Annotated in this window: 26 protein-coding genes, 2 riboswitches and 1 other annotated feature (1 of these 29 only partly in view); of the genes, 23 read left to right on the forward strand and 3 right to left on the reverse strand. The window is 42.2% G+C overall.

The annotated features are described in order from the left end of the window. Positions 1–161: 161 nt before the first annotated feature. From CARFE_RS0100010 to CARFE_RS0100050, 9 genes are all read left to right on the forward strand, one after another. Positions 162–1,427: a double-cubane-cluster-containing anaerobic reductase gene (locus tag CARFE_RS0100010; RefSeq protein ID WP_028051289.1), complete on the forward strand. Its 1,266-nt coding sequence runs from the start codon at positions 162–164 to the stop codon at positions 1,425–1,427. Further along, entirely contained in the window at positions 1,427–2,164 is a 738-nt protein-coding gene (locus CARFE_RS0100015) for an acyl-CoA dehydratase activase (RefSeq protein WP_028051290.1), read from the forward strand. Before CARFE_RS0100010 ends, CARFE_RS0100015 begins: the two co-directional genes overlap by 1 nt. A 102-nt stretch (positions 2,165–2,266) precedes the next feature. Next, positions 2,267–2,376, forward strand: a riboswitch (glycine riboswitch). Next, positions 2,377–2,448: riboswitch (glycine riboswitch) on the forward strand. An 85-nt stretch (positions 2,449–2,533) separates the two neighbouring features. Beyond that, positions 2,534–3,616: a glycine cleavage system aminomethyltransferase GcvT gene (gcvT, locus tag CARFE_RS0100020; protein WP_028051291.1), complete on the forward strand. Its 1,083-nt coding sequence runs from the start codon at positions 2,534–2,536 to the stop codon at positions 3,614–3,616. 2 nt (positions 3,617–3,618) lie between these two features. Further along, the gene (gcvH, locus tag CARFE_RS0100025) at positions 3,619–4,011 is read left to right on the forward strand and encodes a glycine cleavage system protein GcvH (protein ID WP_011343424.1); all 393 of its coding nucleotides are present in this window, start codon (positions 3,619–3,621) and stop codon (positions 4,009–4,011) included. A 1-nt stretch (position 4,012) separates the two neighbouring features. Then, on the forward strand, positions 4,013–5,347 hold the full coding sequence (gene gcvPA, locus CARFE_RS0100030; RefSeq protein ID WP_028051292.1) for an aminomethyl-transferring glycine dehydrogenase subunit GcvPA: 1,335 nt from the start codon (positions 4,013–4,015) through the stop codon (positions 5,345–5,347). Then, positions 5,347–6,807 carry an aminomethyl-transferring glycine dehydrogenase subunit GcvPB gene (gene gcvPB, locus CARFE_RS0100035; RefSeq protein ID WP_028051293.1) on the forward strand — a complete coding sequence of 487 codons (1,461 nt, stop codon included), beginning with the start codon at positions 5,347–5,349 and terminating at the stop codon, positions 6,805–6,807. Before gcvPA ends, gcvPB begins: the two co-directional genes overlap by 1 nt. Beyond that, the gene (locus tag CARFE_RS13695) at positions 6,795–7,598 is read left to right on the forward strand and encodes a radical SAM protein (RefSeq protein ID WP_051250039.1); all 804 of its coding nucleotides are present in this window, start codon (positions 6,795–6,797) and stop codon (positions 7,596–7,598) included. The genes gcvPB and CARFE_RS13695 overlap by 13 nt, the downstream gene beginning before the upstream one ends. Continuing rightward, a complete protein-coding gene (locus tag CARFE_RS0100045) occupies positions 7,595–8,545 on the forward strand; it encodes a radical SAM protein (RefSeq protein WP_051250040.1) in 951 nt (316 codons plus the stop codon). The genes CARFE_RS13695 and CARFE_RS0100045 overlap by 4 nt, the downstream gene beginning before the upstream one ends. 1 nt (position 8,546) lies before the next feature. Next, positions 8,547–9,356 (forward strand): lipoate--protein ligase family protein, encoded by an 810-nt coding sequence (locus tag CARFE_RS0100050; protein ID WP_028051295.1) that lies wholly within the window; start codon positions 8,547–8,549, stop codon positions 9,354–9,356. Positions 9,357–9,382: 26 nt separating this feature from the next. On the opposite strand, the gene CARFE_RS16355 is transcribed toward CARFE_RS0100050, so the two are convergent. Continuing rightward, positions 9,383–9,559 carry a hypothetical protein gene (locus CARFE_RS16355; protein WP_162830796.1) on the reverse strand — a complete coding sequence of 59 codons (177 nt, stop codon included), beginning with the start codon at positions 9,557–9,559 and terminating at the stop codon, positions 9,383–9,385. 111 nt (positions 9,560–9,670) lie between these two features. Here CARFE_RS16355 and CARFE_RS13700 point away from each other — a divergent pair, with 111 nt between their 5' ends. Next, positions 9,671–9,907: a YgaP family membrane protein gene (locus CARFE_RS13700; RefSeq protein ID WP_011343431.1), complete on the forward strand. Its 237-nt coding sequence runs from the start codon at positions 9,671–9,673 to the stop codon at positions 9,905–9,907. Positions 9,908–10,010: 103 nt separating this feature from the next. Here CARFE_RS13700 and CARFE_RS0100065 read toward each other — a convergent pair whose 3' ends face one another. Beyond that, positions 10,011–11,222 (reverse strand): DUF438 domain-containing protein, encoded by a 1,212-nt coding sequence (locus CARFE_RS0100065; protein ID WP_028051296.1) that lies wholly within the window; start codon positions 11,220–11,222, stop codon positions 10,011–10,013. A 115-nt stretch (positions 11,223–11,337) separates the two neighbouring features. Here CARFE_RS0100065 and CARFE_RS0100070 point away from each other — a divergent pair, with 115 nt between their 5' ends. The 4 genes from CARFE_RS0100070 (at position 11,338) to CARFE_RS0100085 (ending at position 14,807) form a co-directional block, all read left to right on the forward strand. After that, a complete protein-coding gene (locus CARFE_RS0100070) occupies positions 11,338–12,705 on the forward strand; it encodes a cytochrome b6 (RefSeq protein ID WP_028051297.1) in 1,368 nt (455 codons plus the stop codon). A gap of 124 nt (positions 12,706–12,829) precedes the next feature. Then, the gene (gene tsaA, locus CARFE_RS0100075) at positions 12,830–13,222 is read left to right on the forward strand and encodes a tRNA (N6-threonylcarbamoyladenosine(37)-N6)-methyltransferase TrmO (protein WP_011343434.1); all 393 of its coding nucleotides are present in this window, start codon (positions 12,830–12,832) and stop codon (positions 13,220–13,222) included. Beyond that, positions 13,223–13,768 (forward strand): SGNH/GDSL hydrolase family protein, encoded by a 546-nt coding sequence (locus tag CARFE_RS0100080; RefSeq protein WP_028051298.1) that lies wholly within the window; start codon positions 13,223–13,225, stop codon positions 13,766–13,768. A 127-nt stretch (positions 13,769–13,895) separates the two neighbouring features. Beyond that, positions 13,896–14,807 carry a cation diffusion facilitator family transporter gene (locus CARFE_RS0100085; protein WP_028051299.1) on the forward strand — a complete coding sequence of 304 codons (912 nt, stop codon included), beginning with the start codon at positions 13,896–13,898 and terminating at the stop codon, positions 14,805–14,807. A 4-nt stretch (positions 14,808–14,811) separates the two neighbouring features. Here CARFE_RS0100085 and CARFE_RS0100090 read toward each other — a convergent pair whose 3' ends face one another. Beyond that, the gene (locus CARFE_RS0100090; RefSeq protein WP_028051300.1) at positions 14,812–15,708 is read right to left on the reverse strand and encodes a DMT family transporter; all 897 of its coding nucleotides are present in this window, start codon (positions 15,706–15,708) and stop codon (positions 14,812–14,814) included. Between the two features lie 175 nt (positions 15,709–15,883). On the opposite strand from CARFE_RS0100090, the gene CARFE_RS0100095 reads away from it, so the two are divergent. From CARFE_RS0100095 to CARFE_RS0100135, 9 genes are all read left to right on the forward strand, one after another. Then, positions 15,884–16,702 carry a basic amino acid ABC transporter substrate-binding protein gene (locus tag CARFE_RS0100095; protein WP_011343438.1) on the forward strand — a complete coding sequence of 273 codons (819 nt, stop codon included), beginning with the start codon at positions 15,884–15,886 and terminating at the stop codon, positions 16,700–16,702. 14 nt (positions 16,703–16,716) lie between these two features. Further along, positions 16,717–17,403 (forward strand): amino acid ABC transporter permease, encoded by a 687-nt coding sequence (locus CARFE_RS0100100; protein ID WP_028051301.1) that lies wholly within the window; start codon positions 16,717–16,719, stop codon positions 17,401–17,403. Continuing rightward, entirely contained in the window at positions 17,390–18,118 is a 729-nt protein-coding gene (locus tag CARFE_RS0100105; protein ID WP_028051302.1) for an amino acid ABC transporter ATP-binding protein, read from the forward strand. The genes CARFE_RS0100100 and CARFE_RS0100105 overlap by 14 nt, the downstream gene beginning before the upstream one ends. Positions 18,119–18,210: 92 nt before the next feature. Beyond that, positions 18,211–18,741: a GNAT family N-acetyltransferase gene (locus CARFE_RS0100110; RefSeq protein ID WP_028051303.1), complete on the forward strand. Its 531-nt coding sequence runs from the start codon at positions 18,211–18,213 to the stop codon at positions 18,739–18,741. Positions 18,742–18,755: 14 nt separating this feature from the next. Then, positions 18,756–19,175 carry an EamA family transporter gene (locus CARFE_RS0100115; RefSeq protein ID WP_028051304.1) on the forward strand — a complete coding sequence of 140 codons (420 nt, stop codon included), beginning with the start codon at positions 18,756–18,758 and terminating at the stop codon, positions 19,173–19,175. A 73-nt stretch (positions 19,176–19,248) separates the two neighbouring features. After that, complete coding sequence (gene yedF / locus CARFE_RS13705; protein WP_051250042.1) at positions 19,249–19,644, forward strand: sulfurtransferase-like selenium metabolism protein YedF; 396 nt, start codon at positions 19,249–19,251, stop codon at positions 19,642–19,644. Between the two features lie 155 nt (positions 19,645–19,799). After that, entirely contained in the window at positions 19,800–20,471 is a 672-nt protein-coding gene (locus CARFE_RS0100125; protein ID WP_028051305.1) for an ATP-binding cassette domain-containing protein, read from the forward strand. Next, positions 20,425–22,965 carry a YhgE/Pip domain-containing protein gene (locus CARFE_RS0100130; RefSeq protein ID WP_028051306.1) on the forward strand — a complete coding sequence of 847 codons (2,541 nt, stop codon included), beginning with the start codon at positions 20,425–20,427 and terminating at the stop codon, positions 22,963–22,965. The genes CARFE_RS0100125 and CARFE_RS0100130 overlap by 47 nt, the downstream gene beginning before the upstream one ends. A 16-nt stretch (positions 22,966–22,981) precedes the next feature. Then, the gene (locus CARFE_RS0100135) at positions 22,982–23,548 is read left to right on the forward strand and encodes a TetR/AcrR family transcriptional regulator (RefSeq protein ID WP_028051307.1); all 567 of its coding nucleotides are present in this window, start codon (positions 22,982–22,984) and stop codon (positions 23,546–23,548) included. Positions 23,549–23,682: 134 nt separating this feature from the next. Further along, positions 23,683–23,778 (forward strand) — a binding site (T-box leader) (it continues 120 nt past the right edge of the window).

The raw sequence follows: 23,778 nt of genomic DNA on the forward strand, positions 1-23,778 counted from the left end.
AATACCTACCCAGAAACAATCTCACGATTATATTGTGCCTGGTCCAGCAGCAAAAAGAAAGTCTAATTTCCAGTTTTCAAAGAACAATTTTTATAAAATCTAAACGGTTTTTATTACCGTTTAAAGATTGCTTCTAAAAACATTATACGAGGAGGAGAGCTATGGACAATCGGGAGTTGTGGAGGGTGCTAAATGTTGATTTAGAAAAGCATGATGAATTTTTAGCCCCGGTACCGGCGGTTTATCGTGAGCTTTTTTTAAATTGTCCCAATCGTCCCAGGGCAATGGCTTATTTTGATGCGGTAGTGGGGGATATTCACGGTATCCGGGTACATGAACTTTATAACTTAAAACAAGAAGGCAAAAAGGTTTTTGCTACTTTTTGCGTTTATGTACCGGAAGAAATAATAAACGCTACCGGCAGTGCTTGCATCGGTCTTTGCGGTGGTGCCCAGTATACGGTACCGGCGGGGGAAACGGTGTTACCGCGTAATCTCTGCCCTTTGATTAAGTCGGCGATGGGTTTTAAAATTGAAAGGATTTGTCCTTATTTTCAGGTGGCCGACTACGTGGTTGGGGAAACTACCTGTGATGGCAAGAAAAAGGCCTGGGAGATTTTAAATGAATATATTCCAGTTTATGTAATGGAGCTACCTCAGAAAAAAGAAGAACGGGATCGGAAATTCTGGGAAGAGGAAATTAAAGATTTTGCGCAATTTGTGGAAGAAAAAACGGGAGTTAAACTAAATGCAGAAAATTTAAGGGCGGGCATTGAAAAAATAAACAAAAAAAGAAAAGCTTTAAAAAGGCTTTCCGATTTAAGAAAGCACAACCCGGCTCCCATCCATGGCCTTGACGTACTGTTAATTAACCAGCTGGCCTTTTTTGATGACCCCGAGCGTTTTGCCACAAAGGTTAATGAACTGTGCGACGAATTGGAAGAAAGGGTGGCTAAAGGCGAAGGGGTAGTTTCCAAAGATGCTCCACGAATCTTAATTACCGGTACTCCCCAGCCCATACCCCACTGGAAAATCCATGCTTTAATTGAAGGCGCCGGCGGTGTTGTAGTGGGTGAGGAAACCTGCATTGGGGAACGATATTTTAAAGATTTAGTAGAACCGGCGGCGGATGTGGAAGGCATGCTTAAAAATATTGCGGCCAGGTCTTTAAAGGTAAATTGTGCCTGTTTTACCCCTAATACCGGCAGGCTTGAGGATATCTTATCTATGGTGCAAAAACTTCAGGTAGATGGAGTTATCCATTATTCTCTGCAGTTCTGCCAGCCCTATGGAGTGGAGAGTTACTTAGTCGGACGGGAATTGGAGAGAAGAAATATTCCTTTCTTAAAGCTCGAAAGTGATTTTTCTGAAGAAGACCAGGGGCAATTAAAAACGCGGATTGAAGCCTTTTTGGAGATGATAAAGTAGTGTTTGCAGGATTAGATTTGGGCTCAACCAACTCAAAACTGGTGATTATTAAAGAAGATGGAAGTTATACTTTTAAGGTTGTCCCTACCAGGTATGAACCGGTGAAAGCCGGGGAGTTATTACTGAAAAATACCGGTGAAATTAGGAACTTAGTTGTTACCGGCTACGGACGGGTAGCTTTTAACCGGGGAAAAGTCGTAACGGAAATAACCTGTCAGGCCAGGGGTTGCCACGAATTATTTCCGGAAGTGGATTATATCTTAGATTTAGGCGGTCAGGATGCCAAAATTATTAAAAAAGATGGTCAAGGAAGGGTAGTTAATTTTTTAATGAATGATAAATGCGCTGCCGGTACGGGGAGATTTCTTGAAATAATTTTAACGGCAATCGGTGATGATTACCGGGATGAGGATTTGATTAATGAAGAAAATGCCGTGCCTATCAATTCCATGTGCACGGTTTTTGCCGAATCGGAAGTCATTTCTCTCCTTGCCCGGGGAACTCCCAAGAGAGCAGTAATTGCAGGATTATTTAAAACAACCGCCAAAAGATTGGCTAAATTTGCAGAAAGCCTTGGTAAGCCTCGAAAGTTGATTTTTACCGGAGGAGGAGCAAAATATCCGGCTTTAAGACTGTTTTTGCAAAAGGAAATGGGTGTCGAGGTGGTTGTACCCCCAGAACCATCGGTGACCGCTGCCCTGGGTGCGGCTTTAATTGCCAGAGAAACCGGGAGTTAACCCTCCCGGTTTCTTTTTAAATTAAAATTTTCACAAATGCAGGAATTGTTGAATTAATGCGAATTTTGTTATAAAATGTATACAGAAAACTTAATACGGCGGATGAAGGCAGCAGGAGAGACCCGGTTTTTCGGGCGCCGAAGGAGTAAGCCTTTAAAGTGTTGCTTGGCTTTAAAGGTGAAACTCTCAGGCAAAAGGACTGTTGCCGGACGAAACTCTGGAGAGTCCCTTAAAGGGCACCCACGGGGAGTTTAATCTCTCAGGTCAAAGGACAGAGGCTAAAGCAGTTTGTTTTAGCTATCTGTCTTTTTTGTTTTTCTTGGGATGAAAAAAGTGTTGCTGTTAAAACTATTAAAAAGGGGTGATGGGATGGAGAACTTGAAAAGGACGCCGCTTTATGAGGAACATATTAAGCTTGGTGCGAAAATGGTTCCCTTTGGCGGATGGGAGATGCCGGTCCAGTATACCGGTATTTTAGAAGAACATATGGCCGTTCGAACCGATGTAGGCATGTTTGATGTTTCCCACATGGGGGAAATAGAAATTACCGGAAAGCAAGCGGAACGGTTTGTTAATTACCTTATCACCAATGATGTTTCCCGCCTTAATTCCGGCGACGTAATTTACACTACTATGTGCTATCCCGATGGAGGTACTGTTGACGACCTTTTGGCTTATAAGTATTCGACCGAACGGTATTTGCTGGTGGTAAACGCAGCCAATAAAGATAAAGATTTAGCTCATATTCTCCAATACAGGTGGGACGATGTTACTGTTACCGATTTATCCGACGAAACCGCCGAAATTGCTTTGCAGGGTCCAAGAGCTCAGGAGATTTTGCAGAAGTTAACCGCTTTTGATTTAAATCGAATTAAATATTTTGGTTTTGCCGAAATTGAGGTTGCAGGCGTTCCCTGTCTTGTTAGCCGCACCGGATATACCGGTGAAGATGGCTTTGAAATTTATTTTGCTCCAAATTTGGCTCCAAAAATCTGGAATGAACTCTTAAATCTTGGTGTCAAGCCGGCAGGTCTTGGTGCCCGGGATACGTTAAGATTTGAAGCCTGTCTTCCTTTATACGGCCATGAACTTTCCGCCGAAATCACACCCTTAGAAGCCGGACTGGGCTGGGCCGTTAAGTTTAATAAGGAAGATTTTATAGGAAAAGAAGCTTTACTTGCCCAAAAAAATGCCGGGCTTAAAAGAAAAATTGTTGGTTTGGAAATGATTGGAGCAGGAATTCCACGCCAAGGCTACGAAATAGTATTTAACCAAAGGGGAGTAGGTTTTGTCACCTCCGGTACCTTTGCACCGTTCCTTAAGAAAAACCTGGCAATGGCTATGGTGGATCTTGAGGCGGCGGAAATTGGTACCGAGGTGGACGTAATCATTCGGGGGAAGGGCGTGCGTGCCCGCGTAATTTCAAGACCATTTTATAAAAGGGGGAAATAAGCATGAGTGTGGTACCTAAGGATTTAAAGTACAGCCGTGAGCATGAGTGGATTAAGGTAGATGGCAATATCGGTATTATCGGGATTACCGATTTTGCCCAAAAATCTTTGGGAGATATCGTATTTATTGAGCTTCCCGGTGTGGGGGATGAAATTTCCGCCGGAGATAGCTTTGGAGTTGTGGAGTCGGTAAAAGCTGCTTCCGACTTATATGCTCCCGTTTCCGGAAAAGTTGTGGAAGTTAATGAAGAAGTTATTGAATCGCCGCAACTGGTAAATGAAGACCCCTATGGTAAGGGGTGGATGATTAAAGTGGAAATTAGTAACGAAGCGGAGTTAGACGAACTGCTCTCCCCCGAAGATTACGAAAAACTTCTCGAAGAGGAAGGCGAGTAATTTGAAATATACTCCCCATACCCCGGACGAAGTCCGGGAAATGTTAAGTAGCCTTGGCTTAAGTAGCATCGAGGAATTGTTTTCGGACATCCCGGAAGAGGTTAAACTTAAAAGGCCCTTAAATCTCCCTTCCGGGATGTCGGAATTGGAAGTAAAGAAACACCTGGCAAACTTAGCGGCTAAAAACGGTTCGGCGGATAAGTATACCGTTTTCTTGGGAGCAGGGGTATACGACCATTATGTCCCGGCGGTGGTCAACCACATTTTGCTGCGCTCGGAGTTCTATACCGCTTATACTCCTTACCAGGCGGAAATGAGCCAGGGAGTTTTACAGTCGATCTTTGAATATCAGACCATGATTTGCGAACTAACCGGTCTTGACATCACCAATGCCTCGATGTATGATGGCGGTTCGGCTTTGGCTGAAGCCGCTCTGATGGCGGTAAGCCAAACCCGGAGAGATAAAGTTTTGGTGTTAGCCACCGTTCATCCCGAGTACCGAAGTGTGGTAAAAACCTACACCTGGGGCCCGGAAATTGAGGTAGTAGAAGTGCCCTATAAAAACGGTACCGTTGACCTGGAAAAATTAGAAGAACTAATAGACGATAAAACTGCCGCGGTCCTGGTGCAACATCCAAACTTTTTTGGCCAATTAGAACCGGTTGAGGAAATCAGCCGTTTAATTCACGCCCAGAAAGGCCTGCTGGTGGTGGCAGTAGACCCCATTTCTCTGGGTATTTTAAAACCACCAGCGGAATACGGCGCTGATATTGCCGTGGGCGATGGGCAGGCTCTGGGTAATGGCCTTGCTTTTGGTGGTCCGCACCTTGGCTTTTTTGCCGCCCGGAAGGATTTAGCCCGCCGGATGCCGGGACGCCTCGTAGGTTTAACTACCGATAAAGAGGGTAATCGCGGCTTTGTTTTAACCTTGCAGGCGCGGGAGCAGCATATTCGGCGGGAAAAGGCAACTTCCAATATCTGCAGTAACCAGGCTTTAAATGCCTTAGCCGCAACCGTTTATCTGGCTACTGTTGGCAAGAAAGGATTAAAAGAAATTGCTCTGCAAAGTTTACAAAAAGCCCATTATGCTTTTGAACGTTTAATTGGTGAAGGTTACGAACCTTTATTTAGCGGACCGTTCTTTAAAGAGTTTGTGGTAAAAGTTAAAAATGAAGAAGAAATTACCCAAAAACTTCTAAAACATCATATTTTGGCGGGGCCGGGTATCAGCCGTTTTTATCCGGAGTTAGCACCCGCTTTAATGATTGCGGTTACGGAAAAACGCACCCGGGAAGAAATTGACAATCTGGTGGAAGTACTGGGAGGTGACCGGTAATGGGAAGCTATCCTCTGATTTTTGAATTATCTAAAGAAGGAAGAACCGGCTTTGAGCTTCCTGAGTTGGATGTTCCCGCTAAAGATATCAATAATCTCATTCCTGAAGAAATGCAAAGGAAAACCGAACTGGACCTCCCGGAAGTGGCTGAAGTAGATGTGGTTCGTCATTATGTGGGCTTATCCCGGCGGAATTTTGGCGTGGATAACGGCTTTTATCCTCTGGGAAGCTGTACCATGAAGTATAACCCCAAGATTAACGAAGACACTTCAAGGCTTGCCGGCTTTGCTGAACTTCATCCCTATGTGCCCGAGGAACTTGCTCAAGGGGCTTTAGAGCTGCTGTACGATGCGGAACAGTACCTTAAAGAAATTACCGGCATGGATCGTTTTACTTTCCAGCCGGCGGCGGGAGCCCACGGAGAATTTACCGGATTGATGATCATAAAAGCCTACTTGGAGAAAAAGGGCGAGAAGCGGACAAAAGTCATCGTTCCCGATTCTGCCCACGGTACCAACCCGGCAACCGCTGCCATGTGCGGTTTTAATGTGATTTCCATTAAGTCCAATGAACGGGGACTGGTAGACCCGGAGGAACTGGCAAAAGTTTTGGATAAAGAGGTTGCAGCATTAATGCTTACCAACCCCAATACCCTGGGACTTTTTGAAGAAGAAATTGTAAAAATTGCCAGAATGGTCCATGATGTCGGCGGGCTACTGTACTATGATGGAGCTAACTTAAATGCCATTATGGGGGTAACCCGCCCGGGAGATATGGGCTTTGATGTCATGCACATTAACCTTCATAAAACTTTTTCCACTCCCCACGGTGGCGGTGGACCCGGTTCAGGACCGGTAGGGGTTAAAGCCCATTTAGCCGAGTTCCTGCCGGTACCGGTGGTGGAGAAAGACGGAGATCGGTACTACTTTAATTACAACCTGCCCAATTCCATCGGCAAAGTAAGGACTTTCTACGGCAACTTCCTGGTAGTGGTTAAAGCTTATACTTACTTAAAAGCTTTAGGTGGCGAAGGCCTTACCGATGTCAGCCAAAAAGCTGTTTTAAACGCTAACTATTTAAGAGAAAAGCTGAAAAAATACTTTTATCTGCCCTATGACCGGCTCTGCAAGCACGAGTTTGTTCTGTCCGGTAAGTGGCAGAAGGAAAAAGGGGTTCGGACTTTAGATATTGCTAAACGCCTGTTGGACTATGGAGTTCACCCACCGACCATTTACTTCCCGCTTATTGTTGATGAAGCGTTGATGATTGAGCCCACGGAAACCGAGTCCAAGGAAACTTTAGACCGGTTTATTGAGGTAATGATTGCAATAAGCCGGGAAGTAGAGGAAAATCCCGAACTTCTCCATGAAGCTCCCCACGTCACCCCGGTGAAGCGGCTGGATGAGGTGGGTGCAGCGAGAAATCCAATTTTGAGGTGGAGTAAAGATTGGCAAAAATAACTTTCGTTTATCCCCATAAAACCAAACCGGTTACCGTTACCGGCCCCCACTGTGCCTTAAACTGCGCCCACTGTGGGGGCCATTATTTAAAAAGTATGCTTCCTGTAGAAAAAATACCGAATTTGCAAGAAGTTAAAAGTTTATTAATTAGCGGTGGCTGTACTAAAGACGGCAAAGTCCCGTGGTTAAAACATGCCGAGTTTTTAGCCGACCAAAAAGGAAACTTGAAATACAATTTTCATGTGGGATTAATCGATGACGACCGGGAAATTGACCTTTTGGCCCAAATAGCCGATACGGTGTCCTTTGATTTTGTGATAGATGACGAAACAATTGCTAAAGTTTATCACTTAAATAAAACCGGGGAAGATTATTTAAACACCTACCGGAAACTTAAGACGAAAGTTCCGGTGCTACCGCATATAACTGTTGGCCTTCTCGGTGGAGAAATTAAAGGGGAATTTGAGGCAATAAAAGCTCTTTTAGAATTTAACCCACCGGCAATTGTGTTTATTATCTTTCGCCCTACGCCTGATACTGACTTTTCTGACCGTCAGCCGCCGGAAATTGCCAATGTTGTGGAGGTTTTTGAATATAGCCGAAAACTTTTTCCGAAAACCCCGTTATATTTAGGTTGCATGCGCCCCGGAGGTGAGTACCGGAAAGAAATTGACTTAAAAGCGTTGGAGCTGGGCTTTGCGCGGATTGTGCAGCCCCATCCGGAGGTAGTGAAAAAAGCCCGGGAATTGGGATATGAAATTGAGGAAGCGGGAGAGTGCTGCGTGTTATGAGGGCATCGATTGGGACCCTGGCGGCGTTAAAGCTTAAAAAAGTCAAGGTAGAGGCTCTTCCCACTACTGCATATTTTATGCTCGGTGAAAAGTGCCAGCATGATTGTGCCTTTTGTTCCCAGGCGCGCTCCAGTCACGCCACTCCTGAGCTTTTATCCCGGGTAACCTGGCCAAAAATAGAGGAGGAGGCGGTTTTTAAAGCGCTGGGGGAGGAACCTTCTGAAATACGCCGGGCTTGTTTTCAAGTCGTACGCACTAAAGAAAGTTTTGCGGAAATTTTGGAGAAGGCCAAAAAGTTAAAAGAAAAAGCGGCAATACCTCTTTGTGTTTCGTATAATGTTCGGGATGCCATTGAGGCTCAACAGATATTTGCGGCCGGGGCTGACCATATAAGTCTTCCTTTAGACGGTGCGGTTAAAAGGGTTTATGAAAAAGTTAAAGGCAAAAATTATGAGAAGTTTTACAATAAGCTTCTGGACTTAGCCGAGAAGTTTCCGGGGAAAATAGGTACCCATTTAATTGCGGGCCTTGGGGAGACCGAAGAGGAAATGCTGAAAGTAATGGACGATCTTCTAAAACACCGGATTACCATAGCTTTATTTGCTTTCACTCCCGTACCCGGGACCCGGTTAGAAAAAGAAAGTCCACCGGATATAAAAAGTTACCGCCGGATTCAAGCGGGTTTTTATCTTTTAAAAAAGAATTTAAAAAGTATTTCTGAATTTACCTTTAGAAATGGACGGGTAGTAAGCTTTGGTTTGACGCGGGAGGAAATTCTGGAAATTTTTCAGGATGGCGAAGCTTTTCGCACCAGCGGTTGTCCTGACTGTAACCGTCCTTATTACAACGAACGGCCGGGAGGAACAATATATAATTATCCTCGCCCGTTGACTCCTGAAGAAAGAGAGCGGTGTTTGGAAGAACTTTTAACCGAACTGGAGGTGTAGTATGGAAACCTGGCGCTTTATCGATCACGGCTCCTTTTCCGGAGCAGAAAATATGGCGATTGATGAAGCATTATTACAGGAAGCTATAAATAATCACGGGGCGCCGGTTTTACGCTTTTATACCTGGACCCGCCCGACTTTAAGTCTGGGTTATTTTCAAAAAGCTCAGGAAGAGGTGGATTTTTCCGAATGTGAAAAATTGGGGGTTGATGTGGTACGCCGGCCTACCGGTGGGCGGGCGGTACTCCACGAATTTGAACTGACTTACTCGATTGTTGGCAGCATCCAGCATCCCAAGCTTTCCGGAACGGTTTTGGAGTCGTATTTAAAAATAAGCAAAGGTCTTTTACTGGGTCTTAAAAACCTGGGAATTGAAGGGGAAATTGCCGAAGGGAAAAAAACATCCGATTTATCGGCAATTTGCTTCGAAGCCCCTTCCTGGTACGAGTTGACGGTTATGGGGCGAAAAGTTATCGGAAGTGCCCAGGTTAGGCGGGGAGATTACCTTTTGCAACACGGGGCTATTGTTATAAAAATGGATGTGGATAAACTTTTTCGGGTACTAAAATTTAAGTCTTTAGAGCAAAAAGAACGAATACGGGCAAGTTTTCACAGAAAGGCGGGAGCTATTCATGATTTTTCATCCCGGGAATTTTCGCTGGCGGAAATAAAAGAAGCGTTTTTGGCGGGGTTTTCCGAAGGGTTTGAAGTTAATTTTATACGAAGTGAACTCTCCTTAAAAGAACGTGAACTCAGTAGGCAATTACTGAGGGAAAAATATAATACCCGGGAGTGGTTGTTTCGCTTTTAAAAAGCCCTGGCATGAGCCCGGGCTTTTTAAGTTTGATCCAAACTTGTCAGTACCGGATCAAACATCTTAATTTGGCAGGTAGTACCGTTCCAGTGGCGACAAGCTTCACAGCTTTTAGTACTGGTTTTACCGGTTTTTGCAGAAAATTTTGGGCAGTTTAATCCTACCAAGTTGAGCTGGTCGGAACTGGCGTAATTGGTCATTTTTCCACCTCCCGTTTTTCTCCTTTATTTTTTGAAGTAAAAGTTTTAAATATGCATTTAGTTAGTAAAAAACGGGGAATACTAAGAAAAAGATTTGCCGGGGGTGGAATGATGCGGGAAAACGTAGGTACCTGGGATGCATTTTTACGCAGTTCCATGGGAGCAATGCTTCTGGGGTTAGGTATCGTAAACAAATCAAAAAGTCTAATTTGTGTAGGAGCTATGGAGCTGGCCACGGGGATCACCCGCTGGTGTCCGGTGTTTGAGCTTTTTGGAATAAATACGGCCGAAGAAGATTTTTATTTTGAAGAGGATGAAGAAGAAATTTCTATTCCGTCGCCTAGTTAAACGCCTAAATAAGGGACGGTTCTGTAATTTGCGTTTTAACGCCTAATTTAAGAACCGTCCCTTTTTAGTGCTATAAACGCAAATAGTGGAACGGACTTTAAAATTATTCCATTATCCTTTTTTCACCGGAAATCGCCTGCAACGGCTTGATATCCTGGGTAACTTCCAAGACCCCCATAAACTCTCCTTTTTCATCCCTAACAGCAATATAACGGATCAAAACATATTTTCCTTGATAGTGAATCCAGAAATCTTCAAAATCTTTGCGCCCGGATTTTAAATCGTCCACTAACTTTTCTACAATATGGACGCTGGCCGGGGGATGGCAGTTTTCAACCCTTCGGCCAATAATGGTTTTGGGTCGGACGAAAACCCTCTCCTTACTTTCGGAAAAGTATTTTACGATGCCATCTTTGTCCACAAAAGTTATGTCTACCGGCAGGTGGTTAAAGATTAAACCTATTTCTTTTTGGGTTAAAAGACCGGTACTAAACTTTATATAACCTTCCTTTGTTATTTCCTGGTTCTTTACTGAAATTTCCCGCTTTGGTTTCCACCCGGTTTGCGGTTCAATTAAACAATAACCTATTTCATCGCTTTGTTCGTAAATTGCCCACCATTCGTCTTCGGATAGAGTTTCGAGACACATGGGAAATAAGATTTTTTCTTCCTTAAAAATCATTTCTTCAATTTTTGCCAAAACAGCTTCGGTTTTTTTCAGAAGCTCTGCTTTTTTGTCTGGATCGTAATGTAATGCTAAAAGGCGGGCTTCCTTTAACGCTGCCCGGATTTCATCATCAACTCCCCACATAACTTTGGGTGGCCCCATGATGTTGTGCTTTTCTAAAAAAGGAAAGAGGAGGTTTTCTTTCCGGCTGTAATGTTTATCTAAATCGTAAAGGAGGTTTAATTTTGCGGTAAGTTCTAATGAGATGTTTTTTTCTTCGCCGGCGGTGGTTGCTTTAAATTTTGCTAAAATTTCCCTTATTTCCTCGATGAGCTTTTCCACCGCGCGGTTTTCTTCTTTAAAGGTATAAACCGGATGGCCGGGCTGGGTTTCCGGGGCAGGTTGTTCTTCTAAGGATTCTTTAAAGACTGCGGCGTGAACGTCGCAGAGCCGTTGAACTTCTTCCACAGGTAAGCCTTCCTGTATCAGCATTTGTTCAATTAAGGTTATTTCGGTAGGAGCAACATCTTTTATAATCTCATCAAAACGCTCTTTTACTTCTTCTACCGTTTTGCCCCGGTGTAAATCTAAAATAATTTCCTTAATGGCTTTTTTTCTAAACTCCCGGTTGTTAATAAGTTCACTCATAAAAACCCCTCCTTTTTAATTCTGTCTTTAGTTTATCCCAGATTTTTCTACTTAACAGTGATATATTTAACAATTTTTGCATAAATTTTTACAGGATTTTTTAGGAGGTGAGAGTTTGAAAGTTCGCTATGTACCTTTAAGGCCAAACAAAAACTTGGAAATAGCGGGGAAAATTTTTCTTTTAATTGGTCTCATTTATTTACTATTTTTAGTTTTTTCCTGGGGGTATGTTAAGGTAGATAAAATTTTGCGGGACAAAAGCTTTTCCGAAATTATGAAGGAAGAAAAGGCCAATAAACCAAAAATTATGGCCAAGCAGCGAAAACTTTTAGAAGAAAGGTATAATCTTACCCCAAAAACTACAACCGAAGTAACCATGAGCGGGGGAAAACCGCTTCCGGTAGGACCTACTGCTAAACTAAAAAATGGTCTTACTTTTGAAGATTTAGCCAGTATGTCTCCCGAAGAAATTAAAGAAAAAGGTGTCTTTCCCTATTTGCCGTTACCCCACCCCCACCCTCAGAACGGCGGGATGGTTTTTCCACCGGTGCAGACTAAGATTCACCCGGAGTTAGTGCGCTTTGACGTTGATTTCGATTTACCCGATGCCTTTTTACCGGAATTTCCTCCGCCTCTATATCTTACCACCCATCCCGAATTGGGGGATGTATCCAAAGGAAAAGAAATTACCTTGGATAACTATTACGAACTTTTTAAAGATATTTTAACTCCGGTGCAATTAGAAGGCCTCAGGCTTCTTTTAACCAAGTTTCCCCAGCAGCAGTTTAACGCTACTGATGACCGGAAAAGTGAAAAACCAAGCCTTGGGGTGTCGTGCTTTGATTGTCACGTCAACAGCCATACTACCGGACAATTCCATTTAAATCCGGATAATCGCCCTCAAGAAACCCGTTTTCGAATTGATACGGTGAGTTTAAGGGGCACCCATATTCAACAATTATTTGGTTCTAAACGCTCCATTCGTTCGGTAGAAGATTTTTGTGAATTTGAGCAGCGGTCAGCTTATTTTGACGGTGATCATACTTTGGCGGCCAAAAAAGGAATAAACCCGCTTTCCCGGGAGCAGGTAATGCATATGGCCCAGTTTATCAATATCATTGATTTTCCGCCGGCACCCAAATTAAATCGTTATGGCAGGCTTAACCCGGCCAAAGCTACCGAAAAGGAACTTTTAGGAGAAAAAATCTTTTTTGGCAAAGGTAAATGCGGCTACTGCCATCCGGCACCGTACTATACCGACCAGTTAATGCACGATTTAAAGGTGGAGCGCTTTTACCAGGGTCGGCCGGAAGGGCCCATCAAAACTTTTACCTTAAGAGGACTTAAAGATTCACCGCCTTATTTTCACGATGGCCGCCTGTTAACCATTGAAGATACGGTAGAATTTTTTAATCTTGTCCTGGAATTAAAACTTACCCGGGAAGAAAAGGAAGCGCTCGTTGCGTTCCTACGCCAGCTTTAAAACTAAACGCCAAATTTGGGGACGGTTCTTTTTTTAGGCGTATAAACGCAAATATAAGAACCGTCCCTTTTTGCTTTATCTTTTTGCGGAAGTGGTGTATTTTAGGGGTAGGGGGTGTAAAAAGGTGGAGATAGTGCTGCGGCCGATTGGCTACGTGCGTAACAGCTTTAATTCCAAAGAAAAAATGGATTACGATGAGGATATTTCGGAAATTGTAGTCTATGAGGAATTTGTTCCGGGGCTTTACAGGATTGAAGACGAAGAGTACATAACTATTATTTTTTATTTTCATTTAAGCAATGAAGAAAAACTCATTACTGTTAGAAGAGACGGCAAGGAAACGGGGGTTTTTGCCTCGAGAAGTCCCAATCGTCCCAATCATTTAGGGATTGCCACCGGAAGGCTTTTAAAACGGGAAGGAAATGTCTTAACTGTAAAGGGAATTGACTGCTTAAACCAAACACCAGTTTTGGACATTAAGCCTAAAAGCCGGAAATTTGACGGGGTGGATGGGTAAATGGTGGAGTTTGTTTTTCTCGGAGATTCTTTAACTTACGGTTTTCCTTATGGACCTACCGCTTCCTGGGTAAATCTTAGTGCAGAAAAACTTGGAGTAAGTTTTCTTAATCTCGGAGTTTGCGGGGATACTTTAGAGGATATGAAGGAAAGATTTAAAAGAGAGCGGATTTTAGGTAATACCCTCGTACTTTTAGGGGGTACCAATGATATATACGTTAATCGTCCGACCTCAGAAATCTTACAGGATGCCCGGGAGATAATAACTGTAGCGAAAGAAAGAAATTTTTCTGCCATCGTATTAGCTTCTCCTCTGCCGGTTCTGGAAGAAGAGTGGGCTGATGAAAGATTAAAGATACTTGGAAAAAAATACCGGGAAATAGCCGGTGAATTGGGGGTAAAATATTTAGATTTTTACGAACCGTTTAAAAAGCTTTTAAAAAATAATCCGGGAGTTTTAATAGATGGTCTTCACCCCTCCCGGGAGGGTTACCGGTTTATGGCTCAAATCTTTTTGAGCTTTTTGGGTATTGAAAATGATTTTTAGTCTAAATTACTCAAAAAAAAGCAAAAATTAAAAATAAGTTAAAAAAGCTAATAAATCCTTGCTAACAGTCACTTTTTCCTGCAAAAATAATATATAATAATAAAAAAGTTTGCGGGAGTGTTTGGCTTTGAACGATAAAAAAGTTTCCTGGGCAAGACTTTCGATTATCTCCAATACTCTTTTGGTGCTTTTTAAGATAGTTGTCGGCTTTTTTACCGGTTCAGTAAGTATTATCGCCGAGGGCTTACATTCGGGAGTGGATTTATTGGCTTCCATCATTACCTTTTTTTCCGTGAAAGTTGCCAGTCGACCGGCGGATGTTCGGCACCCTTACGGCCATGGTAAAGTGGAAAATATTGCCGGAACAATTGAAGGGCTTTTAATTTTTTTAGGAGCGGTATTAATAATAAAAGAAGCTTTACCCAAGTTTTGGCATCCGGAAATGCCCGAAAGCCTTGGCTGGGGCATGGGAGTCATGGCAGTTTCATCTTTGGTTAATTTTTTTATTTCCCAAACTTTATTAAAAATTGCCAAAGAAACCGATTCTCCAGCCTTAGAAGCGGATGGCTGGCACTTAAGGACCGATGTTTATACCTCTGCGGGTGTGTTGTTGGGTCTACTTTTAATCAAACTTACGGGTATAACTTACTTTGACCCCATTTTGGCTTTGATTGTAGCCGGTATGATTTTAAAAGCAGCTTATGAGATTACCTTTGAAGGCTTTGCCAACATGGTTGATACGGCATTGCCGGAAAAGGAGATTGCTTTAATTAAAGATTCCATTGCCAATTACGGCGAAAAGTTTCTGGAGTTTCACAAGTTACGGGCTCGGAAAAGTGGCTCGGAGCGGTTTATTGATTTGCATTTGGTGGTACCGGAGAAGCTGTCGGTAAAAGAAGTTCATGACCTTTGCAATAAAATTGAGCGGGATATAGAAGAAAAGCTACCCAATTCGCACGTCTTAATTCATGCCGAGCCCTGCCAGAAAGAACAGCGCCAATGTGAAGATTGTCCTTATTGTTCCGAAAAAAAAAGCTAACCGCTCAAAGGTTAGCTTTTTTTTCATCTTTGGCTTTTGGCCAGTACTGGTCTAAAAACTCGGCGGTAAGCATTCCCGCTAAGATGAAGAATGCACCAATTCCTTGCTTTGCCACTAAACTTTCTCCGCCAAAAAGGACGGCAAAAAGCAAGGCAAAGACCGGCTCTAAGGTAAAGATGAGGGCTACGTGAGAAGCGCTGGTAAACTGCTGGGCTTTGGATTGAACTAAAAAAGCAAGGACGGTAGCAAAAATAGCGGTAAAAACAATTGCATAGTAAACTTCGTTAGGGTAGGATTTAAAAGGCTCTTCCAGCCACAGAGCCGCGGGCAGGCTTAAAACTCCTACGGTAGCAATTTGCCCGAGAGTTAACGAAGTTGCGGAAAAATTAGGAGAAAAACGCTCCACCGAAACAATTTGCATACTGAAAAATAATGCTCCGGCTAAAGTTAAAAGGTCTCCTGTATTAAAGCCGGCTTTAAAGTCAAAGGACATTATAAATAATCCCAAAAAAGATAATCCGGTACCGAAGATGACCCCTGGGGTTACCGGTTTTTTATTTAAAATACTGCTTAAAACCGGTACCATAACCACGGCCAGGCCGGTAATAAAACCGCTATTAGCTGCGGAAGTGTATTTTAAGCCGATGGTTTGTAAGATATAGCCAAGCCAGAGAAAAAAGCCGGCAATACTGCCGAAAAAAACTCCTTTTGGCGAGAAGCCTTCTTTTTGTAAAAGTAATGGTAAAAGGAAAAAAGTGCTAAGGAGGAAGCGAAAAGATAGAAAGGAAAAAGGTTCAATATTGGCCAAAATATTTTTAATAATGACAAAAGTTGTTCCCCAGAAAGCGGTGACTGCGATTAAACTTATATCGGCCAAGAGTTGTTTGGTTTTTAGCTCCATAATTTCCCTCCATTTTTTTAAGTACCTTTATATTATACAAAACAATTAATCGTTTGGAGAAGAACGAAGAAATAATCAGAAAATTTTAACATTGACTAATTGTACTAAACAATTTATAATTATTCAAAGGTTGATTCTTTAATATACTAAAGGGTATTAAAGGAGGAATTTTTAAATGAAAAAATTTGGAGCTTTGTTCTTGGTTGTCGTTTTAACCTTGGGGCTTATCCTGACAGCCTGTGGCAACAAGCAGGCGGAGCAAACAAACAGCGCCCAAAACCAGGAGCAGAAGCAGGAGCAAAAACAAAAAATTGTAGTGGCTTCCGATACTTCTTACGCTCCTTTTGAGTTTCAGGATCCTTCTACCGGAAAATATGTAGGTTTTGATATGGACTTAATTCAGGCAATTGGCGAAGCGGTTGGCTTTGAAGTGGAAATTAAAAGTATGAACTTTGATGGAGTTTTAACTTCGGTGCAAAGTGGTACGGTTGATGCGGCTATTTCCGCCATTTCGATTACCGATAAGCGCAAAGAAGTTATGAATTTTAGCGAACCGTATTACGATTCGGGTTTGGCCATTGTGGTAAAAGGTGACAACAACACCATTAAAGGTATTGATGATTTAAAAGGGAAAAGGGTAGCAGTGCAAATTGCCACTACCGGTGCCGATTATGCCAACGAGTTAAAAGCTAAAGGCATTGTGAAAGAGGTAAAAACCTTTAATACTCTTCCCGATGCTTTAATGGAACTTAGGAACAACGGTGTTGATGCGGTAATTAACGACTGGCCGGTTAATGCCTACTATATTAAGCAAAGCTTTTCCGATTTAAAAATGGTGGGGGATAAGTTAACCGGAGAATCGTATGGTATCGCTGTTCCCAAGTCCAAACCGGAAATTTTAGCCAAAATTAACGAAGGCTTAAAGAAAGTGAAAGAGTCGGGTAAGTACGCCGAAATTTACGAAAAGTGGTTTGGAGAAAAACCAAAGAACTAATTGAGGTGGCTTAAGTGGAACTAAAATGGTCGGTAGTAATTGAATCTTTACCTTTATTAGCAGAAGGTGCTTTAGTAACGCTTAAAATAACGGTTATTGCAGTTACGTTGGGGAGTATAATCGGTTTATTTGCGGGGCTTATGCGCATTGCGCGTAACCCCCTTTTAAAATTTATAGCTCGGGTTTATGTGGATTTTATCCGGGGGACACCTTTATTAGTGCAAATATTTATTATTTATTACGGTTTTCCCCAGCTCTGGGCAGCACTTACCGGTGGCCAGCCTCATGCTATTTCACCCTGGGCAGCGGCTATTGCCTCCACCAGTATTAACAGCGGGGCGTATGTGGCAGAGATTTTCCGGGCGGGAATCCAATCGATAGACCGGGGACAGATGGAAGCAGCCCGCTCTTTAGGGATGACTTACGGACAGGCAATGCGGTACGTTATTTTGCCCCAGGCGTTTAAGCGGGTAATACCGCCGCTGGGTAACGAATTTATAGCTATGCTTAAAGATACCTCACTATTATCGGTGATTGGTTTTGAAGAGCTTGCGCGCCGCGGAGCTTTAATAATTGGTTATAATGCCCGGGCTTTTGAAGTGTGGTTTGCTGTGGCAGTTTTATACCTGATTATGACCCTCCTGATTTCCCAGTTGGTGAGCTATACCGAAAGGAGGCTTAAAACCGGTGATCACCATTAAAAACCTTCACAAAAAATTTGGCAAGCTTCACGTTTTAAAAGGCGTAACCACTCACATTAAAGAACGGGAAGTAGTGGTGATCATAGGGCCTTCCGGTTCGGGGAAAAGTACCCTGTTAAGGTGCATTAACCTTTTAGAAACTCCCACTTCCGGCGAAGTGTGGGTGGATGGTTTTAACCTTACTGACCCCAAGACCGATATTAATAAAGTTCGTACGGAAGTGGGGATGGTGTTTCAGCGGTTTAACCTTTTTCCCCATAAAACAGCTTTAGAAAACATTACCCTGGCCCCCATTAAGGTGCGGGGCATGAAAAAAGATGAAGCGGAAGCGATTGCTTATGACCTTTTGAAAAAAGTGGGGCTTTCCGACAAAGCCCATGCGTATCCCGACCAGCTGTCCGGCGGTCAGCAGCAGCGGGTTGCCATTGCCCGGGCTTTGGCCATGAAGCCTAAAGTTATGCTGTTTGACGAACCGACTTCTGCTTTGGACCCGGAGATGGTTGGCGAAGTTTTAGAGGTAATGTTGGAACTTGCCCATGAGGGGATGACGATGGTGGTGGTAACTCACGAAATGGGTTTTGCCAAGGAAGTGGGCCACCGGGTATTGTTTATGGATGAGGGGGTAATTGTGGAAGAGGGAAAACCCGAGGAGATTTTCCAGAACCCCCAGCAACAGAGGACCAAAGACTTTTTAAGTAAAATCTTACATGTTTAAAACCCCGCCGAGGCGGGGTTTTTTATTTTCAATGGAAGAAGTTGTGTTATAATAGGGCAAATAGGGCAAAAAGTGCTGGGAGGGTAAAGTTTATGGAAGTGACCTTAAAAAATGGGCAAAAGGTGAAAATCCGCAAAGTCAGTTTGGAAGATGCCGAAGAGCTTTTAGCATTTTATAAAAGAGCAACCAACGAAACTACTTTTTTGGCTTATGGACCGGGAGAATTTAACTTTACTGTGGAACAGGAAAGAGAATTCATTAATGGACATCTTCAAAATAAAAAAGCCTTACTGGCAGTAGCCGACTGCCGGGGAAGGATTATTGGAAGTGTAAGCTTTAAGCCGGGTTTAGGTACGCAGTTTTCTCATTTTGGCGAAATGGGGATAGCAGTGTTACAAGAGTTCTGGGGACTGGGAGTTGGATGGGCTTTAATTTCTTATTTAAAAAAATGGGCAAAAGAGACGGGGATAAGGAAAATTAACTTAAATGTTCGGGTAGACAACAAAAGGGCTATTTCCTTATATGAAAAAGCGGGCTTTACTTACGAAGGACGGATTAGCCGTCATTACTTAATTAACGGTGTTTTTTATGATTCGTACATTATGGGATTAGAAATAGATTAAAGGTGGAGGAGTTTATGTTATACTATTTAGCCATTAGTTTGACTATTTTTTCAAATATTATTTACCATGTTACGCAAAAGTTGATTCCCCCTAAAGCCAATCCTTTTTTAGTTTTAACTTCAACTTATCTTACAGCAGCTTTTTTATCGTTGTTGCTTTCGCCAGTATCTAAAGGTAAAGCAAAGTTTGTTTTTGAACTTTCAAAGTTAAACTGGGTAGGATTCGCTCTGGGGATAGCTATTTTTGGTCTGGAACTGGGATTTTTACTGGCGTACCGGGCCGGCTGGAAGATAAGTACCGCTGCTTTGTTTTCCAATGCAGCGGTAAGCCTTTTTTTAATCCCCATTGGGATTTTATTTTTTGGAGAAAAATTAACCGTAACAAAAGTTTTGGGAATTATCTTTTGTTTAATAGGGCTCTGGCTTCTGGGTTAAAATTTTTCCTTGGCGTAAATATATGAAAATGTTATAATTAAAATTAAAGAATATTATAGAAGGGTGATGGTTTGTGGATATTTACGAATTAGCTGCAAAGCTGTCTCCTTTTTTTGCCAGAAAGGAGGAAATTGCCGGCACCGTTCTTTTTATTCAGGGAGAATCTCTTGGGCGAGGGGATGAGGAACTCGGGAAAATTCTGATGAAAAATTTTCTTACAACCCTGGCGGGGAATGATGAACTTCCCGAAGCTTTATTGTTTGTTAACTCCGGGGTAAAGTTAGTGGTGGAAGGCTCTCCGGTATTAGGACCTTTAAAAATTCTTGAAGAAAAAGGAGTTTATCTCGGGGCTTGCGGGACCTGCCTTGATTATTTTAAGATAAAAGATAAGGTAGTGGCCGGCGAAGTAACCAATATGGGAAATATTGTGAATTATTTAACAAAAAGCTTGAAAGTCGTAAGCCTTTAAAAATTTTTAAAAAACCAAGAAAAAGTGATGTAAATGAATTTAATGGGGTAATTTAAAAGAAAATCAAAATTTGACCGGTTGACCAACCGGTCAAATTTTTTTTATATTATTATTTGACTGACTGGTCAGTATAAATCTTAAAAGGGGGTGTGCAGGTGATTCAGTTTAAAGATGTTAAATTTAGTAAGGATCCCCGCTTTAAACCTCTCACTTTTTCCGTAGAACAGCCGGGGATTGTAGGAATTTACGGACCAGCAAAGACCGGTAAGACTGCCTGCCTTTTAGCAATGATTGGTGGCGTGAGACCGGTTGCAGGATCAATAACGGTTTTAGGTTTAAATCCGGTGAAAAAACAGCGGGAAATAAGACAAAAGGTGGGGCTTTCTTTTGTAGAAGGGGTTTATGAGCCGTACTTTTCCCTCTCAGTTTTTGATAACTTTAAATTTCAAGGAGCTTTGTTAGGGAAAAAAGTCACACCCGTCGAGGTGGATAGACTTTTGGAGAAGATTGAAGCAAATTTTACAAAAGAAAGTATAATTGCCGATTTAAATCCTTTACAGAGAATTAAAGTTGGTTTAGCCCTGGCTTTACTTGGGGAACCACCGGTGGTCTTAATTGATGAACCCTTCAGGAACCTCACCTGCCTTGAACGAAAACATATTGAAAAAATTCTTGTAAATTTAAAGCAAGAAGGGAAGTTAGTTATTTATACCACTTTAAAAGAAGAAGAGCTTGGTATTGCCGATACAGTAGTGGACGTTGTGCAAGGAGGTGTAAGCAATGAATTTCTTGAAAATTGCGCGGGTCGAGCTAAAACAGCTTCTTAGTACCCGTCAAGCCCGAGTAGCGTTAATTGTGATAATTTTAATGCCGTTACTGTACAGCTTTGTTTATTTGTCAGCGTTTTGGGACCCTTATGGCAATCTAAAAAATTTGCCGGTAGCGGTAGTTAATTTAGACCGGGGTTATAACGACGGAAAGGAAAAAATCAATGCCGGGAAAGAGCTTGTAGACGAGCTAAAAAGCAATAATGCGGTAAAATGGTACTTTGTTGAGGAAAAGGAAGCTTACCGGGGGTTACTGGGAGATAAATATTATTTAATAGTAAAAATACCTGAGGATTTTTCCGAGAAGTTATATAAAATGAAATCGTCGGATCCCCAAAAAACCGGGATTAAGGTAATTTATAACGAGGGCAAAAACTATCTGGCAGCCCAGTTAAACAGCCGGGTGGTTTTAGAATTAAAGCAAAAAATAGAAGAGAAAATAGTTAAAGAAGCAATGACTACTCTTCTTGAGAAAATGGACGACTCTTTAAAAGATGTGGAAAAAGCTGCTGATGGCAGCGAAAAGCTTGAAGGGGGTATCAAACAGGCGTACAACGGAAGTACGGAGTTAGCAAAGGGCGGGCAAAAAATAGCAGCAGGGGCCAAAAAACTTGCAGCAGGCACGGAGCAGCTTTATCAGGGAAGCAACCGGTTAAAAAGTGGAACCATGGAATTTAGCCGCAATATGTCGGTGTTTGCCGCCAAAATGGAGGATGTTAGACGCGGAAGTGAAAAAATTTATGAAGGGCTAAAACTACTTCCCGGAGATGAGTTAGGAGGTCAGTTTGCTGAATTAAACGGTGGGGTTAAAACCGTTGCTGACGGAGCTTATGGGATTTACAGCGGAAGTCTTACTTTAGAAAGAGGAGTAGCCAATCTTGCTGCGGGTAGTAGCGGTTATATAGCGGGTGTTAATTCTTTTTTGTCAGGGGTAGAAAGCTTTTGGAGTCAAGTGTCTTCCGGCTTAAAACAATTAGCTGCTGGTTATAATCAGCTTTTAGACGGCTTAAACAAATTGAAAGATAGCTTGCAAACGGGAACTACATTGGTAGCCGGAGTAGATCAATCCCAAAAAGCTGTCCAAAACCAAATTGAGCAAGCCTTAGATATCTTAGAAAATTACAAAGCTAACCATCCGGACCCGGAAATAGATAAGGCTATAAATTCTCTAAATGCAGCTAAAGAGAATTTAACAATGATTAATCAATATAATACCGGACTTTCAGCTTTGGTTAGCAAAGGCAATGAAGGAATTTCAGAGCTAAGTTCATCCCTTACAACATTAAATCTTGGACTCACGAACTTAATAAACCAGGGAGAAGAGGGTTATAAAAGTAAGTTAAAACCGGGAATGGTGGCTTTAGAAAAGGGTGGTCAGGACTTAACCGCAGGATTTAGCCAATTGCAAGATGGCGTTGGCACCCTGGTTTACGGCAGCAAGAAGCTTTCGGAAGGTACAAATCGTTTAGCATTGAAGACCCAGGAAATACCGGCTAAAATGGAAGAGCTGGGTAGAGGACTATCGGCTTTAAAAGATGGTTACAATCAACTGTATAACGGGATAAATCTTCTGGCAGAAGGAAGTAGTAAGCTTAATAATGCGGCATTGGCCCTTAGTAACGGAACTGCTTCCTTGAATAGCGGAATCTTGCCTGTAAAAAATGGAGCTTTGGAGTTAGAAAAGGGAGCGTTAAGGTTATCGACTGGCCAGGCGGAACTAAATGACGGTTTATTTAAGCTTTATAAAGGTTCCCAGGAGCTTACTTCAGGGCTTAAGGCCGGGGTAGAGGAAGGAAAGAAAGAGCTAACTCCTTCCTTAAAAGAAAAAAGGGCTAAAATAATTTCCGATCCGGTGGAAGTTAAAGAGGAGAAAAAATATTATGTTCCCAACTACGGAACCGCTTTTACTCCCTATTTCCTTCCGCTTTCCCTCTGGATTGGTGCTTTGGTGCTGTTTTTCCTGGTAAATTTAAAAGACCACCGTTTAACCTTATCTTCGGTTCGTTCGTGGGAGATATTAATCGGTAAATTTTTAGCGGTAGCTTTAATTGGGGTGCTTCAAGCTGTAATTTCTGGTATAATTTTAGAAAAAGGGCTTGACCTTCAGGTTGCATCTCAATGGAAATTCTTTGGATTTGCTATTTTAATGTCCCTAACTTTCTTAGCGATTATCGGTTTAATGGTTTCCCTTTTTGGCATGGCAGGAAGGTTTTTGGCGGTAGTTTTATTGATTTTGCAATTAGCTTCTTGCGGTGGTGCTTTTCCCTTTGAACTATTACCAAAATTCTTCCGGGAAATTAGCGTTTATTTGCCGATGACTTACGGAGTTTATGGCTTAAGGGAAGCCATTTCCGGTGGCTCCGGGATGAGCTTTAACCACAGTGTTTTCATGATGGCTTTGTTTGGGGTAACAGCCTTAATACTAAATTATTTTGTCACGCCAAGGCATGTAAGGCTTTCCGATTTATCGCCTAACGAAGGTAACGTAATTTAGCTGTTTGGAGGATAAGATGAATCCAAAGATTCGGGCGATTTTAAAAGCTGCGGCTAAAGTGATGGCCCAAAAGGGCTTTGAAAAAGCTACCATGGATGAAATTGCTAAAATTAGTAAGGTGGCCAAGGGGACTTTATATTACTATTTCAAAAGTAAAGAGGAACTTTTTTTAAAGCTTACCCTTTCTATTCTTGAAGAATTAGAGGAAAGAACTAAAAAGGTTTTAGAGTTAAAAGTTTCGGCGGCAGAGAAACTTAGAGCTTTAATAAAGGTCCAGGTGGAATTTTTCTTAGAGTTTCACGAGGAGGTAGTATTAGTTTTAGGGGATTTCTTTGGAAGTACCCTTCCCCGGGAAAGTTTTCGGGTAAAGATTAATGATTATTACCGGCTCATAAACCAACTAATAGCGGAAGGGATAAAAGCCAACGAATTTCGGGAAGTTAACCTGGAAATTTTTGTTCCGGCTTTTTTTGGAATGACTTCCTTTGCTACTATTCGCGGTATTTTAAGAGAGAAAGGGTTTTTAAAAGAGCAGCTTATCGATAATTTAACGGAGATAGTTTTAAACGGTTTAAAAAAATAACCGGGTTACCCCGGTTATTTTTTTGTAAAGGGTTTGAGAAAAAAGAGAAAAATTTTTGCACATTGTATACATTTTGTTATTTTATTGACAAAAGCGGTTGGTGTTTTATAAAATTATCAGCAAAACATTTTACAGAAAAAGCAGTGAATGGGAGCGGTGCAAAAGGAAGGCCCCAGAGAGCCGGGGGTAGCTGGGAACCCGGTGCCGGAATTTTGCACAGATCGCCCAGG

It is taken from the genome of Carboxydothermus ferrireducens DSM 11255 (assembly GCF_000427565.1).
Classification (GTDB): domain Bacteria; phylum Bacillota; class Z-2901; order Carboxydothermales; family Carboxydothermaceae; genus Carboxydothermus; species Carboxydothermus hydrogenoformans.

What these genes read in the sequence shown, in the direction of transcription:
- CARFE_RS0100010 (WP_028051289.1), top strand. Translation starts at nt 162, where the DNA reads ATGGACAATCGGGAGTTGTGGAGGGTGCTAAATGTTGATTTAGAAAAG.
- gcvT (WP_028051291.1), top strand. Translation starts at nt 2,534, where the DNA reads ATGGAGAACTTGAAAAGGACGCCGCTTTATGAGGAACATATTAAGCTT.
- gcvH (WP_011343424.1), top strand. Translation starts at nt 3,619, where the DNA reads ATGAGTGTGGTACCTAAGGATTTAAAGTACAGCCGTGAGCATGAGTGG.
- gcvPB (WP_028051293.1), top strand. Translation starts at nt 5,347, where the DNA reads ATGGGAAGCTATCCTCTGATTTTTGAATTATCTAAAGAAGGAAGAACC.
- CARFE_RS0100045 (WP_051250040.1), top strand. Translation starts at nt 7,595, where the DNA reads ATGAGGGCATCGATTGGGACCCTGGCGGCGTTAAAGCTTAAAAAAGTC.
- CARFE_RS0100050 (WP_028051295.1), top strand. Translation starts at nt 8,547, where the DNA reads ATGGAAACCTGGCGCTTTATCGATCACGGCTCCTTTTCCGGAGCAGAA.
- CARFE_RS16355 (WP_162830796.1), bottom strand. Translation starts at nt 9,559, where the DNA reads ATGACCAATTACGCCAGTTCCGACCAGCTCAACTTGGTAGGATTAAAC.
- CARFE_RS13700 (WP_011343431.1), top strand. Translation starts at nt 9,671, where the DNA reads ATGCGGGAAAACGTAGGTACCTGGGATGCATTTTTACGCAGTTCCATG.
- CARFE_RS0100065 (WP_028051296.1), bottom strand. Translation starts at nt 11,222, where the DNA reads ATGAGTGAACTTATTAACAACCGGGAGTTTAGAAAAAAAGCCATTAAG.
- CARFE_RS0100080 (WP_028051298.1), top strand. Translation starts at nt 13,223, where the DNA reads ATGGTGGAGTTTGTTTTTCTCGGAGATTCTTTAACTTACGGTTTTCCT.
- CARFE_RS0100090 (WP_028051300.1), bottom strand. Translation starts at nt 15,708, where the DNA reads ATGGAGCTAAAAACCAAACAACTCTTGGCCGATATAAGTTTAATCGCA.
- CARFE_RS0100095 (WP_011343438.1), top strand. Translation starts at nt 15,884, where the DNA reads ATGAAAAAATTTGGAGCTTTGTTCTTGGTTGTCGTTTTAACCTTGGGG.
- CARFE_RS0100110 (WP_028051303.1), top strand. Translation starts at nt 18,211, where the DNA reads ATGGAAGTGACCTTAAAAAATGGGCAAAAGGTGAAAATCCGCAAAGTC.
- CARFE_RS0100115 (WP_028051304.1), top strand. Translation starts at nt 18,756, where the DNA reads ATGTTATACTATTTAGCCATTAGTTTGACTATTTTTTCAAATATTATT.
- CARFE_RS0100130 (WP_028051306.1), top strand. Translation starts at nt 20,425, where the DNA reads ATGAATTTCTTGAAAATTGCGCGGGTCGAGCTAAAACAGCTTCTTAGT.
- CARFE_RS0100135 (WP_028051307.1), top strand. Translation starts at nt 22,982, where the DNA reads ATGAATCCAAAGATTCGGGCGATTTTAAAAGCTGCGGCTAAAGTGATG.